Origin of the sequence: Halomonas alimentaria (assembly GCF_009902005.1) — a bacterium.
Lineage (GTDB): Bacteria > Pseudomonadota > Gammaproteobacteria > Pseudomonadales > Halomonadaceae > Halomonas > Halomonas alimentaria.
Window position 1 is genome coordinate 1,843,729 of the sequence record NZ_WUTT01000001.1, and the last position, 13,425, is coordinate 1,857,153.

Sequence of the window (13,425 nt, forward strand, 5' to 3'; positions counted from 1 at the left end):
CCTGCGCCCAGTTATCTCTTTCACCTTTGAGGACGCCACACCATGACACAAGCCGCCAACGCTGACCGTCGCCGCTTCTTTCGTCAGCTGGTTAACGGTGCCAACTCCCAGACGCCTCAACGCGCCCCCTGGCGCCGGGTGCCAGAGATCGGCGCCGGAGATGGCGATGTGCTCTGGTCAGGCTGGGCGCGTGATGGTGACGTGTTCGTTGTGGGGGATGAGGGCATGATCCTGCGCTACACCGGCGCCCCTGACGGTGCTGGCCACCAGTGGCAACGCATGAGCGTGCCCACCAACCTGCCCCTGCACAGTCTCTGGGGTCCCCGCTCCGACCAGTTGATCGCCGTCGGCTGGATGGGTTGCGTATTGCATTTCGACGGCAGCGAATGGCACCAGCGGCGCGGCGGCATCGTGGACGAGGACGGGCGTTTCGCCGCCTGTGCCGAGAACACCCCGCTGTTCGCCATTGACGGCAACGCGGACGGTCTCGCCTGGGCGGTGGGCGATGATGGCATGATCCTGCATTTCGACGGCAACGACTGGGTCACGGAGGCTAGTCCTACGCGTATCAACCTGCGTGCCGTGGCCTGCGCTGGCAATGGCACCGTCTACGCCGCAGGTGGCGAGGGTACAGTGCTTCGGCGCAGTACCAGCGGGCACTGGGAAGCCCTCGATTGCCCCTTGAGTTCCGGTTTCCAGGCAATGCTGCTGCTTGATGACGATGAGCTGCTGCTTGGCGGTGGACGTTACTTCGTCGATCAGGGCGGCTTTCGCGGCGAGCTTGTGCACTATCGGCAAGGCAGCTTCCAGCCGCTGACATTCTCGACACCAATGCCCCGTCTGCGCGCATTGAAAAGCTACAAGGACGGCGTGCTGATCGTTGGCGACCAGGGACATCTCTATTATCTGAAGGAGTTAAGCCTGGTCCGCCTGGAGAGCAACAGCCACCACGACCTGATGGATATCGTGACGCTGCCTACCGGTGAGGCCCTGGCGGTCGGTGATTTCGCCACCATCATGACCGCGGCCCCGGATTTCACTGCCGCCCTGGCCCCGCCGCCCGCGGCTCCGGAGAAGAGCCGCTGGGAGAGCATGGCCGTACCCACCGATCGACAGCTGTGGGGAATCCACGAAGCCAGCGACGGCACCTGCTATGCCTGTGGGGAGGCCGGCACTGTATTGTGCCTTGAGGGGGACAGCTGGCGAGCACTGCCTGCGCCCAGCGAACTCGCGGTTCACTGCATCTGGGAGAGTGGCAATGGACTGTTTGCCGCCGGTCAGCTCGGACGCATCTATCGCTTCGATGGCAGCCGCTGGCAGCTGCATTTCGACCTGCACCTGGACTTGACGATCCTCGCCATGTGGGGCTCCGGGCCCAACTCGGTTTACGCGGTCGGCGACGAGGGGCTGATCCTGCACTTTGACGGTCTGGGCTGGAAACGCATGTCCAGTGGTACTCATTCGGCGCTCTATAGCCTTTGGGGCTGGGATGACCAGCACCTGCTGGCAGTGGGCGATTTCGGTCTGGTGCTGCGCTACAACGGCAAGGAGTGGGCAGAGTTCAACGTCGGAACGGAAAGCTTCCTGTATGGCGTCTGGGGCCCGGCGCTGGATGATATCTACGCAGTGGGCCTTTCAGGCACACTGGCACATTTCGATGGACAACGTTGGCAGCTTCAGCCGACACGACTGCGTGACGATCTGCTGGACCTCTCAGGCTCCAAGGTCGCCGGTACCTACGCGGTGGGCACTCGCGGCCGGATTCTCCATTTGGAGGATGGTCAGTGGGTAACGGAACCCAGCGGCAGTGACGTCGGACTGCGTGGTGTCTGTACCACCCGCGATGGCCGTGTCTATGCGGTGGGCGATCGCGGCACTATCCTCCGCCGAATGCACTGAACACTCCTGACTCACGCTCAAGCAGCCCGTCGTGGTGAAGTAAGGCCGCCTGCCAAAAGGCCAGTGGGGCTGGTGACAACTCATCACCATTCCCACTTGCGATGACGCTCACCTACGGATGGGCAAAAGTCGTTGCATCATACGGTGCTTAACGTCGCTACGTACGGGCTCACCTCCTCTCCGTCGTGTGCCACGCGCACATTGGCCGGCAAAGCGCACACCCCCTCGAACAGCTCCCGGTCTAGCTCGTGGCTGATGTGGGTCAGATAGGCCATCGGCACCGCCAGCCGCTCGATGATCTGCACGGCAAGCGCCGGGGTATTGTGGTTGCGGGGCTCGCTGACGCGACTCGGGTAGCCGCAGTCCAGCACCACCACGTCCGGCTGCCATTCGCGCAGGAAGCGCTCGGTCGCGCCCGGCAAGCCACAGGTGTCGGTCAGGTAGGCCAGCCGCCCTCCCCCATCATCCAGGCAGTAGCCCAGCGTCGGCTTACTGTGGTTGAGCGGGACCGGCGTCACCGTCAGCGACGGGAGCGACAAGGGCTTGAAGGGCTTGAGAGGCACCTGGAAGTCGAGCACCCCGGGATGACGATAGAGGTCGGCACATCCCTGTGAGTCCTTGGGGCCATAAACCGGTATCGACTCGCCACACCCCCAGCGCAGATGCAGCAGCCCCTGCACGTGGTCGGGGTGATAGTGGGTGAGCAGGATGGCGTCGGGGCGATGTCGCTGGCAGCGCTCGGCCAGGTCCATCTCTCCGGCATCCAGCAGGTAGCGATGTCCGTTGACCTCGACCTCGGCGCTGCAGGGCCCGCGTCGAGCGCTGGCAATCACCCGCGCCCGGACACACGCAGGGCAGTCACAGCCGAAGCAAGGCACCTGGGCGCTGTCGCCGGTGCCGGTGAAGCGAAACTTCACGCCATGACCTCCCCGTCGACCAGCCGCTCCAAGGCCACCAGTGTGCCATCCAGTGGCCCGCCATTATCCAGGCGCGGCACCTCCGGCAACGCATCACGCAGCTCGCGATGGCGGGCCAGTCGGGATTCAATCTCGGTCTCGTCCTCTCGCCCGCGGCGTCTTAACCGCCCGCGCAGGACTTCGTCCGAGGCGGTCATCACCACCGGCGTCAGTGCCGCACCGAAACGCGCCCTGGCCGATGGCAACGCACGCCGACTGCCGTTGACCAGCACCACACGATCGCGAGACAGCCAGGCGTCGAGCTCGATGCCCAGGCCATAGTAGAGGCCATGGGCCTCCCAGCTCAGTGCGAACAGGCCCGCGCGCTGTCTGGCCAGGAACTCCTCCGGTGTCAGGGCGACGCTGTTCTCCGACGCTCCGCTCTCCCGTGTCACGTAGCGGTGGGCGACAATCCACTCGGGATAGCGCTGACGTGCAGCAGCCAGCAGCGTGTCCTTGCCCACACCACTGGCCCCGACCAGATAGATCAACCGGCCCATCAGTGCACCTGCCGTCCGGCGCACCACACCCGCTGGACCAGCGGATGATCATCCACCACCCGCACTCGCAGCAGGTCGGCCCGAAGGCCTGTGGCCAGTCGCCCGCGGTCCTCCAGACCCACCGCCTGCGCCGGCGTACGGGTGGCCGTGGCCACGGCCCGTGGCAGAGAGTAACCCCCTTCCGTGGCGGCAATGCGGAATACGGCATCCAGCAGCGCCGCCGGGTAGTAGTCCGATGACAGCACATCGAGCACGCCAAGGGATACCAACTCCGCTGCGGCGATATTACCAGAGTGAGATCCGCCGCGGACCACGTTGGGCGCGCCCATCATCACCGCCAGCCCGTGACGGTGGGAGGCCTCGGCCGCCTCGCGCGTGGTGGGGAACTCCGCCACCCGGGTGCCATACTCGACGCTCTCGGCGACGTGCTCGATGGTGGCATCGTCATGGCTGGCCAGGGCCAGGCCACGCCGATGGCAGGCCGCGGCGATGGCCTGACGGTTGGTACTGCTGTAGCGGGCGCTGTTGGCCAGCTGCTTCTCGATAAAGGCCTCGAGCGCCTCATCGCTCATGCGGTGCTTGCCCTGGTAGTAGGTCCGGTAGGCATCCAGGCTCACGAACTGACGCTGACCCGGGGCATGATCCATCAGCGATACCAGGCCGAGAAGCGGCGAATCGGCCAGGGACTCGAAGCGCTCCAGGGTCGCTGGCTGACAGACCTCGCAGCGCAGGTGGAGACGATGGTCGATGCGGGCCATGCCGTCATCCATGATCGCCTGCAGCGAGCCGACCATCTGCTTGAGCGCGCCCTCGCGCATGCTCTGTTCGTCGATGTCACCGATGGAGAGTGCATCGAACACAGTGGTGATGCCGCTGGCGGCCATCTGGGCGTCATGGGCCAGTGCCGCGGGCCGTCCCGGCCAGGCCACCTTGGGGCGGGGCTGGAAGTACTTCTCCATGTTGTCGGTGTGCAGCTCGACCATGCCCGGCATCAGGTAGTCGCCGTCGCAGTCCACCGCAGAGGGTATGGCACTCAGGCCGGTATCCACGGCTGCAATGCGTCCATCACGAATCACCAGGGAGCCCTGACATACCTCGTCATCTAGGATCATCCGGGCGTTGGTCAGCACCTGTTCGGAAGCACTCATGAGCGAATCTCCTCGGCATTGGCTGGCGTGGAGGCAAGGGCCGCCCCCATGTGCGGCGACAGGGGCAGCAGGCGGTCGGCGACGCGATCACGCACGTCCTCGTCGTGGAAGATGCCCAGCAGGGCTGCGCCACGCGCCTTGGCTTCCTGGATCAGTTGCACCACCACCTCACGGTTGGCAGCATCCAACGAGGCGGTGGGCTCATCCAGCAGCAGCAGCGGGTGCTCGGCGATGAAACCGCGAGCAATATTGACCCGCTGCTGCTCGCCGCCGGAGAAGGTCCCCGGGGGCAGGCTCCACAGTCGCTCGGGCAGGTTGAGGCGGGCCAGCATCGCCTCGGCACGCACTCGCGCCTCGGCCTCGTCCACGCCACGCGCCAGCAGCGGCTCTATCACCACCTCCACCGCCGGCACCCGCGGCACCACGCGCAGGAACTGGCTGACATAGCCGATCACGTCGCGGCGCAGGGTGTGCCAGGCATGGGCGGGCAGCGTGTCGAGCGACAGGTCACCGTCCTCGAAGTGCAGGCGCAGCGTGCCGCCAGTGACGCGGTAGCTGCCGTGGAGCATCTTGAGCAGCGTGCTCTTGCCGATGCCGCTGGGCCCGGCGAGTACCAGGCACTCGCCCGGAGAGAGGGTCAGCGAAAGGTCGCGCATCACCTCAAGGGTCATACCGCCCTGGCCGTGAAGCACGAAGGCCTTGTGCAGGGCGTCGACGCTGAGAAAGGGTTGCGTCAGGGATGTCATGGCGGGCCTCCTCACGGGGTCAGGACCGACGACACCAGCAGCTGCGTGTAGGCGTGCTGGGGATCGTCGAGGATTTGGTCGGTCAGGCCGGTCTCCACTACCTGGCCACGGCGCATCACCATCAGGCGATGGGCCAGCAGGCGGGCCACCGCCAGGTCATGGGTCACCAGAATCACCGAGAGGCCAAGCTCGCGGACCAGGGTGCGCAACATGTCGAGCAACCGGGCCTGCACGGAGACATCCAGGCCCCCGGTGGGCTCGTCCATGAACACCAGGTTGGGACGGGTGACCAGAGTGCGGGCGATCTGCAGGCGCTGCTGCATGCCGCCCGAGAAGGTCTTCGGGGCGTCATCGATACGCCGTGGATCGAGCTCGACGCGCCCCATCCAATCCTGGCCGGCGGCACGCAGTTGACCGTAGTGGCGTTCGCCCAGGGCCATCAGGCGCTCGCCGATGTTGGCGCCGGCCGAGACGCCCAGGCGCAGGCCGTCGCGGGGGTTCTGGTGCACCAGGCCCCACTCCATGCGCAGCAGGGCCCGGCGGCGGGCCTCACCGATGGCGTAGAGATCGAGCTCGCCCTCGTGGCTGTGATAGACCACCTGGCCGGCATCCGGCCGCTCCATGCCGGCCAGCAGACGCAACAGCGTCGACTTGCCGGATCCGGACTCGCCGACAATGCCCAGCACCTCGCCACGGTGCAGGCGTATATCGATGGCCTCGCATCCCTTGCCGGGGCCGTAGAGCCGGGAGACGCCGCGCGCTTCGAGCAGTGTGGCGCGATCAAGGTCGGGACGCTTCATGCCACCTCCTCGGTGCGTGACTGGCAGTAGTCAGTATCGGAGCAGACGAACATCCGCCCGCCCCGGTCGTCGGTGATCACCTCGTCGAGGAAGGTGTCGCGGGCCCCGCAGATGGCACAGGGGTCGTCCCACTCCTGGACCTCGAAGGGATGGTCCTCGAAGTCCAGGCTCTCCACTCGGGTGTAGGGCGGGATGGCGTAGAGACGCTTCTCGCGGCCGGCGCCGAACAGCATCAGCGCCTCATTCATGTGCAGCTTGGGGTTGTCGAACTTGGGGATCGGCGAGGGATCGGTGACGTAGCGTCCGTCCACCTTGACCGGATAGGCGTAGGTGGTGGCGATATGGCCGTGGCGGGCAATGTCCTCGTAGAGCTTGACGTGCATGACCCCGTACTCCTCCAGGGCGTGCATCAGCCGGGTCTCCTCCTCGCTGGGCTCGATGAAGCGCAGCGGCTCGGGGATCGGCACTTGGAAGATCAGCAACTGCCCCTGGCGCAGCGGCTGTTCGGGGATGCGGTGGCGAGTCTGGATCACGTCCGCCTCACCGGTGGCCGTGGTGGTGGTGACACCGGCCACACGCTCAAAGAAGGCGCGGATGCTGACTGCATTGGTGGTGTCGTCGGCGCCCTGGTCGATCACCTTGAGCACGTCGTCCTGACCCAGGACGCTGGCGGTCAGCTGCATGCCACCGGTGCCCCAGCCATAGGGCATCGGCATCTCGCGCCCGCCGAAGGGCACCTGATAGCCGGGGATCGCCACCGCCTTGAGCAGGCCGCGACGGATCATGCGCTTGGTCTGTTCGTCCAGGTAGGCGAAGTTGTAGCCGCTGGCGGTGGGGTCGCTCGCCGTCATGCTTGCTGCTCCTTGACCGGGTCGTTGTGAGAGGCACGTGGGGTGACGTTATCGGCCGGGGTGTCGACGTCGCTGCCGGCAGCTTCGATGCGCGTGGTGTGCTCGCGGCGCAGCCGTCGCAGCAGTTCCAGCTCTGACTGGAAGTCGACGTAATGCGGCAACTTCAGGTGGGAGACGAAACCCGCCGCCTCGACACTGTCGGCGTGGGCGAGCACGAACTCCGCCTGCTGGGCGGGGCCGGTGGCCGTCTCTCCCAGCTCCTCGGCTCGCAGTGCGCGATCGACCAGCGCCATGGCCATGGTCTTGCGCTCGTTGTGACCGAAGGCCAGGCCGTAGCCGCGGGTGAACTGGGGCGCGGTCTCCCGCGAGCCGCCAAACTGGTTGATCATCTGGCACTCGCTGATCTCGATCTCGCCGATACACAACGGCGCATCGCACTCCTCGACAACGATCTCGACCTCCACGGTGCCCAGGCGAATCTCGCCGGCGAAGGGGTGGTTGCGGCCATAACCTCGCTGAGTGGAGTAACCGAGTGCCAGCAGGTAGCCCTCGTCGCCGCGAGCCAGCATCTGCAAACGGGTAGCGCGGTCCACCGGGAAGTCGGGAGGATCACGGGTGATGTCGTAGGGCTCGGCGCCGTCATCCTCCTCGCGCTCGATCAGCCCCTCGGCGTCGAGCATCTCCAGCACCTGGGGGCAATCAGCCAGGGTCTCTTCAGCCTCCGCCGGCGGCGCCACCTCGGCGTTGGCCAGCTGCAGGAAGTCCAGCAGGCGGTGGGTATAGTCGTAGGTCGGCCCCAGTACCTGACCACCCGGAATGTCCTTGTAGGTGGCACTGATACGACGTTCGATGCGCATCGCGGCGGTGTCCAGCGGCACTGTCTCGGCCAGGCGCGGCAGCGTGGTGCGGTAGGCGCGCAGCAGGAAGACCGCCTCGACCATGTCACCGCTGGCCTGCTTGATGGCAAGTGCGGCGAGCTCGGGATCATAGAGTGAGGCTTCGGCCATCACCCGTGATACGGCCAGGCGCAGCTGCCCCTCGACCTGGGGCACTTCAAGCTCCGGCGTATCGCGAGGGCCACGGCGGCGATCGGCAAGCCAACGGTGGGCGTTGGCGATGGCCTGCTCGCCCCCCTTCACGGCGACATACATACGTCGACCTCCTCTGAAGCAGAACGGATAATACGGGTGCTGCGGGGGACGGCGGCAAGTCGGGTGCCGCAGGTGAGGATGGCGTCGAGCCCGCGCGGGAAACGGGCGCGATTGGCGGCGAGCCGCATCATCAGCGCCTCACCACCCTGCCCCACATCCAGTCGCCGTCGACCGGGAATGCCGGGGCCACTCAGGGTCCACGGTCCCGCAGCATCCAGGCAGTCGAGCACTACCAACAGGGTGGTGCTGCGGTCCGGATAGGTGTCGCTGCCTTCCTGGAAGGCGGGAGCCTCACACTCAGCACTCCCTTCCAGGGTGGCGGGAATAACCAGGGCGAAGTCGGCCTCTTCGGGACGATCGGTCTGCCGCGCGCCGGTGTGGAAGGTCAGGGCCTCGCCAAGGCCGGCGGCATTGAGCTCGGGGGACACCCAGACCCGGGTGTCGAGATCGCACAGGGTCAGCAGCGTAGCCCAGCAGGCGGTGCCGATGGCGGCGCCAGGCGGCGCCAGCGGTGCACCGCTCACCTGGGCGAAGGTGCCGGGCTCGGCCATCGCCGAGAGTAGCTGGCGATAGACCCGCTGGCTGTCGTGCACCGGAGTGTCGAAGGCGTTCCAGCGCATGGTTACTCTCCCCTGACCATGGTGAAGAAATCGACCCGGGTCGCCGCGGCGCGTTGGGCCTGTTCATGGCGTTCGGCGTCAAGCGCTTGCTCCAGCGGAGCCACCAGCCCCTCCTCGATGTCGGCCTGCCATTCACGGCGCTTGGCACAGGCATCCACCACGGCAATGAGCTCGGCATGACGAGTGTCACGCCCCTTCACCCAGCCATGGCCCAGCTCCGTGTCGGCGTCGGTAGCCACACCGTCATTCATGAGCTGGACGCTGGCCCGGGTCAGAGTCATCTCGCCCAGGTTGAAGGCGTTGCCGGTGCCGCCCATGCGGCCGCGCACCATGGCCATACCTACCTCGGGGCCACGCACGCAGCGGTAGTCGGGGGTAATGCCCAACCGTGCCCATTGCTCGGCCAGGCGCTCACGGGGGGTCAGCGCGAGAATGCGCTGACGTCGTGCAGAGGTCATGCAGACACCTCGTCAGTCGGTGAGTCAGGGAAATCGATGTGATAGGCGAGCCGGTCGGCCCGGGCGCGGCTGATCGAGACCTCGACCAGGCTGCCGTCGGCATCCACGTTGTCGCTGGTCAGCTGGAGCAGCGGCGCCTGATGGGCACAGCAAAGCAGGCGTTGATCCTCGCGATCGGCGCTGCTGGCCTCGATGCGCACGCGCTTGCGGTGCAGTCGCAAGCCATAGTGCTGATCAAGCAGGGCCCTAGTGGACCCACCGCGATAGCGCTCAAGCCAACCAGGAACGCGCTCGGGGTCGAACCAGTGGCGCAGGCGCATGAGAGGCGCATCGTCCACCCAGCGCAGGGTATCCACGGCGATCAAATGTGAGTCGGCGGCCAGGCCGAAACGCACGGCGACACCTTCGGGTGCTGGCGTCAGCGCCTGGTGCAGGCACTCGGTGCGCGAGGCGATGCCCCGCTCGGCCAGATGGTGAGTGACCTTGCTGGCGGCACTCACCGCGTAGTCGAGTCGGCGGTCGACGACCAGGGTACCGAGGCCCTGATGGCGGGTGACGAGCCCCGCCCGTACCAGCTCGTCGAGCGCCCGGCGCACGGTGTGGCGGTTGACGCCGAAACGCCTGGCCAGGTGGGTCTCGCCCGGAAGCCATTCGCCGGGCTGGAAGTGCGTACGTACCTCCTGGGCCAGGGTGTCGGCCAGTGCCTGGTAGCGGGGCTCGCGAAGCGCTTGTCTAGACATGTCGGCTCCTGAAAAGAAGCGCTTCAGATGAAGCGCTTGCGAACCTGTTGCGAGATCATGTCGAGCAGCGTCACGGCGACGATGATCACCAGCAAGATGGTGGCGGTCTCGGTGTACTGGAAACCACGCATGGTTTCCCACAGCGCGACACCAATGCCGCCACCACCGACCATCCCCAGCACGGTGGCCGAGCGGATGTTGGACTCGAAGCGGTAGAGGCTCACCGAGATCCACAGCGGCAGCACCTGGGGAACCAGTCCGAAGATGATCTCTTCGATACGCCCGGAACCGGTCACGCGAACGCCTTCCATGGGGCCGGCATCACTGGCCTCCACGGCCTCGGAAAAGAGCTTCGACAGCACGCCAGTGGTATGGATGAAAAGCGCCAGGGTGCCGGCGAAAGGCCCCAGGCCCACTGCCACCACGAAGAGCATGGCGAAGACCAGTTCGTTGATGGCGCGACAGGCATCCATCAGGCGGCGCATGGGTTGATGGACCCACCAGGGGGCGAGATTCTCGGACGAGAGCAGGCTGCAGGGCACCGCGCAGATCACCGCGAGGAGCGTGCCCCAAATCGCGATCTGGATGGTGACCAGCATCTGGTCGATGTAATGGCCCAGATTGCCCAGGCTCGGCGGCATGAAGTCGCCGGCGAGCTCGGCCATGTTGTCGGCATTGGCGACCAGCTGGCCCGGCTGCATTTCGGCGCCCTGCCAGGCCCAGCTGAGCACTGCCAGGGTGACGCCCCAGCCGATCAGCGTGCTCCAGCGGCGTCGCGGCAGCTGAGCATCCAAGGTGGCATGTTGCATGTTGAAGTGACTCCCGATGAGGGGCCGTCATGGCCCCTCGTGATGTCGCTAGACTGTCGTGGGTTACTGGCTGGTCATGGCCGTGGCCGGCGCGTCGTCGGCGCTGGCCTGGAGTTCGTCCATGCGCTGGTTGAGGGCGTCGAGCTGGGCATCCAGCTCGGCCAGCTGGGCTTCGCGCGCCTCGGTGGAGAGGCTGTCGTCATTAGCGACCTGAGCGCGCTCCTTGAATAACTCCAACTGGCGAATCGGCAGCAGCTGGTCGTTACTGGATTCATCGAAACGTGCCCACTGCAGCGGCTCTAGGATCTCGCGCTGAGCCTCGGTCTCGCCGTAGGCGTAGAAGAACTCACGGAGCTCCGCCTTCAGCTCTTCCGGAAGGTTCGTACGCCAGACCAGTGGATCGGAAGGGATCAGCGGCGACTTCCAGATCACCTTGAGCTGCTCGGCCTTCTCAGGGTTAGTGATTTCTAGACGCTCCATACCTTCGGTGTTGAAGGTGGCCACATCGACCTGCTGATTGGCCACGGACAGCGCGTTGGTCTCATGGCTGGAATTCATGGTGCGCTTGAAGGCGGTGGAGGCATCGACGCCGTTCTTCGCGAAGACGTAGTAGCTCGGCACCAGATAACCGGAGGTGGAGTTGGGGTCGCCATTGCCGAAGATCAGCTCGTCAGCACGGCTCAGCATGTCCTCTACACTTTCCACGTCACTGTCGCGGTGAGTGATCAGCAGGCTCCAGTAACCCGGCGAGCCATCGGCAGCAACGGTCTGGGCGAAGATCTCGCCGCCGGCGCGGTCCACGGCTTCCATGGCAGACTTATTGCCGTACCAGGCCAGGTCGACCTTGTCGAAGCGCATCGCCTGGATAACGGCGGCGTAGTCGGTGGCGAAGAAGGGCTTAATCTCACGGCCAAGTTCGCGGGACATGTCATCCAGGAAGGGCTGCCACTGATCAGCCTGGTTCTGGCTGGACTCGGTGGAGATGATGCCGAAGTTGAGAGTCTCGGCGGCCAGGGTCAGCTGACTGGCGAACAGGCTGGCGCCGGCGACCAGCGGCAGTGCGAAACGACGAAACGGGAAGCGGGACATGGGTAGGTCTCCTTGGGATGTCGAGTAAGCGTCAAGTGGTTGGGCTGGGTGTTACCCCAAAGCACCGATGGCATTGCCGATGTCTTGGGGAGCCGGCTTGGCACGCAGCTCATCCAGGCCGGCATTGGCATAAAGCGCCTCGAGGCGAGCATCGGTAAGGTCGCTGGTGGGTCCATCGAAGTAGAGGCGGCCCTCCTTCAGCGCGATGGTTCGCGGGCAGAAGCGGCGAGCCACTTCCACCTGATGCAGGGTGACCAGCACGGTGCGACCGTCCTCGGCGTTGATACGGGCCAGGATCTCCATCACTTCGCGGGAGCTACGCGGGTCCAGTGAGGCAATGGGCTCATCGGCGAGGATGATGTCGGCGTCCTGCATGAGGACGCGGGCGATGGCCACACGCTGCATCTGGCCGCCGGAAAGGGTGTTGGCGCGCTGATGGGCCAGGGAATCGATGCCAACGCGGGCCAGTGCCCGCAGAGCCTGATCGGTTTCCTCGGCGGTGAAGCGACCCAGCAAGGAGCGGCCACGCGGCATGCTGCCCAGACGGCCGATCAGCACATTGGTAAGCACGCTCAGGCGGCCGACGAGGTTGAACTGCTGGAAGATGTAACCGGTACGGCAGCGCTCGGCGCGGGTGCGGCGAGTGAGGCGGCCAGCGCTCTGGATGTCGCGACCGAGTACCTCGATGCGGCTGTGGCTATCACGGTTGGCGCGGGTGAGCCCGGCCATGTGGCGCATCAAGGTGGACTTGCCGGAGCCCGACGGGCCCACCAGGGCAACCATTTCGCCGGGAGATACGGAAAAGCCGACCTCGCGAAGAACCGGGTGCTGGCCGAAGGTCTTGCTGACCCGATCGACCAGGATGCTGTGAATCGACATGACGCCTCTCCTCTTGGGAATGGCATCAGTGTCGCGGTGTCAGGTTAACGGCAGTTGTCTAGACAATGATGATCTCGTGACAGTGCGTCACCGTAGACGGGGGGAGACTCACTAAGAAAAGAAGAGCAGCTTGGAAGAATCAATGAGTTAGAGAAGGAGGGTCATGGAACCGTAATTACAATGACGGCAAAGTGTCACGGAAGACAGTATTCAAGAGCAGGTGGCACTGAATCGCTCGCCATCTGGTAGATGGGAGGTCGTAAAGTAGAATCTTGAGCAGTAGGCCAGGCCCCGAGCCGAGCTCCAGCTAAATTCATCATAACCAACATTATGTGGAAATTTGGGCACAAGAGTTCCGATAAGCCATGAAAAAGCCGAACCCAATTGGCAGTACCAAAAAGGTTCGGCTTCTTATCCCACTACCGCGGGATACACTGCAATTTGATCAACCAACTTCGCTAAGAATATAGCGCTTAGTTCAATCGTCCCCGCGTTTGCGGGCGCGCGTCAGCTGGTTCGACCATCCCCGCGTCTGCGGGCGCATGTCACATTGGTTCGACCATCCCCGCATCTGCGGGCGCATGTCACATTGGTTCGACCATCCCCGCATCTGCGGGTGTATGTCACATTGGTTCGATCATCCCCGCGTCTGCGGGCGCACGTCACGTTGGTTCGATCATCCCCGCGTCTGCGGGCGCACGTCACGTTGGTTCGACCATCCCCGCGTCTGCGGGGGCACGTAACATTAGTTCGACAATCCCCGCTTACGATAGGTTCAC

The 13,425-nt window shown here is 65.0% G+C and carries 14 protein-coding genes; 1 reads left to right on the top strand and 13 read right to left on the bottom strand.

The features are described 5' to 3' along the window. The first annotated feature begins 225 nt into the window (after positions 1-225). Complete coding sequence (locus tag GRB96_RS08695) at positions 226-1,899, top strand: WD40/YVTN/BNR-like repeat-containing protein (RefSeq protein ID WP_161431773.1); 1,674 nt, start codon at positions 226-228, stop codon at positions 1,897-1,899. Between the two features lie 137 nt (positions 1,900-2,036). Here the strand turns inward: GRB96_RS08695 and phnP are convergent, their stop codons facing one another. From phnP to phnC, 13 genes are all read right to left on the bottom strand, one after another. Further along, complete coding sequence (gene phnP / locus GRB96_RS08700) at positions 2,037-2,816, bottom strand: phosphonate metabolism protein PhnP (RefSeq protein ID WP_161431774.1); 780 nt, start codon at positions 2,814-2,816, stop codon at positions 2,037-2,039. Continuing rightward, the gene (phnN, locus tag GRB96_RS08705) at positions 2,813-3,355 is read right to left on the bottom strand and encodes a ribose 1,5-bisphosphokinase (RefSeq protein ID WP_161431775.1); all 543 of its coding nucleotides are present in this window, start codon (positions 3,353-3,355) and stop codon (positions 2,813-2,815) included. The genes phnP and phnN overlap by 4 nt, the downstream gene beginning before the upstream one ends. Then, positions 3,355-4,503 carry an alpha-D-ribose 1-methylphosphonate 5-triphosphate diphosphatase gene (locus GRB96_RS08710; RefSeq protein ID WP_161431776.1) on the bottom strand — a complete coding sequence of 383 codons (1,149 nt, stop codon included), beginning with the start codon at positions 4,501-4,503 and terminating at the stop codon, positions 3,355-3,357. The genes phnN and GRB96_RS08710 overlap by 1 nt, the downstream gene beginning before the upstream one ends. Then, a complete protein-coding gene (gene phnL / locus GRB96_RS08715; protein WP_161431777.1) occupies positions 4,500-5,249 on the bottom strand; it encodes a phosphonate C-P lyase system protein PhnL in 750 nt (249 codons plus the stop codon). The genes GRB96_RS08710 and phnL overlap by 4 nt, the downstream gene beginning before the upstream one ends. Before the next feature lie 11 nt (positions 5,250-5,260). Beyond that, positions 5,261-6,049 (bottom strand): phosphonate C-P lyase system protein PhnK, encoded by a 789-nt coding sequence (phnK, locus tag GRB96_RS08720; RefSeq protein WP_161431778.1) that lies wholly within the window; start codon positions 6,047-6,049, stop codon positions 5,261-5,263. Beyond that, entirely contained in the window at positions 6,046-6,900 is an 855-nt protein-coding gene (locus GRB96_RS08725; RefSeq protein WP_023004489.1) for an alpha-D-ribose 1-methylphosphonate 5-phosphate C-P-lyase PhnJ, read from the bottom strand. Before GRB96_RS08725 ends, phnK begins: the two co-directional genes overlap by 4 nt. Then, positions 6,897-8,051 carry a carbon-phosphorus lyase complex subunit gene (locus tag GRB96_RS08730; protein WP_161431779.1) on the bottom strand — a complete coding sequence of 385 codons (1,155 nt, stop codon included), beginning with the start codon at positions 8,049-8,051 and terminating at the stop codon, positions 6,897-6,899. Before GRB96_RS08730 ends, GRB96_RS08725 begins: the two co-directional genes overlap by 4 nt. Continuing rightward, positions 8,036-8,671 carry a phosphonate C-P lyase system protein PhnH gene (gene phnH / locus GRB96_RS08735; protein ID WP_161431780.1) on the bottom strand — a complete coding sequence of 212 codons (636 nt, stop codon included), beginning with the start codon at positions 8,669-8,671 and terminating at the stop codon, positions 8,036-8,038. Before phnH ends, GRB96_RS08730 begins: the two co-directional genes overlap by 16 nt. A gap of 2 nt (positions 8,672-8,673) precedes the next feature. Then, positions 8,674-9,129 (bottom strand): phosphonate C-P lyase system protein PhnG, encoded by a 456-nt coding sequence (phnG, locus tag GRB96_RS08740; RefSeq protein WP_161431781.1) that lies wholly within the window; start codon positions 9,127-9,129, stop codon positions 8,674-8,676. Then, positions 9,126-9,869 carry a phosphonate metabolism transcriptional regulator PhnF gene (phnF, locus tag GRB96_RS08745; RefSeq protein ID WP_161431782.1) on the bottom strand — a complete coding sequence of 248 codons (744 nt, stop codon included), beginning with the start codon at positions 9,867-9,869 and terminating at the stop codon, positions 9,126-9,128. Before phnF ends, phnG begins: the two co-directional genes overlap by 4 nt. A gap of 23 nt (positions 9,870-9,892) precedes the next feature. Further along, complete coding sequence (phnE, locus tag GRB96_RS08750; protein WP_161431783.1) at positions 9,893-10,678, bottom strand: phosphonate ABC transporter, permease protein PhnE; 786 nt, start codon at positions 10,676-10,678, stop codon at positions 9,893-9,895. A 63-nt stretch (positions 10,679-10,741) separates the two neighbouring features. Continuing rightward, positions 10,742-11,767, bottom strand: a complete 1,026-nt coding sequence (gene phnD / locus GRB96_RS08755; RefSeq protein ID WP_161431784.1) for a phosphonate ABC transporter substrate-binding protein — start codon at positions 11,765-11,767, stop codon at positions 10,742-10,744. A gap of 51 nt (positions 11,768-11,818) precedes the next feature. After that, the gene (gene phnC / locus GRB96_RS08760) at positions 11,819-12,646 is read right to left on the bottom strand and encodes a phosphonate ABC transporter ATP-binding protein (protein WP_161431785.1); all 828 of its coding nucleotides are present in this window, start codon (positions 12,644-12,646) and stop codon (positions 11,819-11,821) included. Positions 12,647-13,425 lie beyond the last annotated feature (779 nt).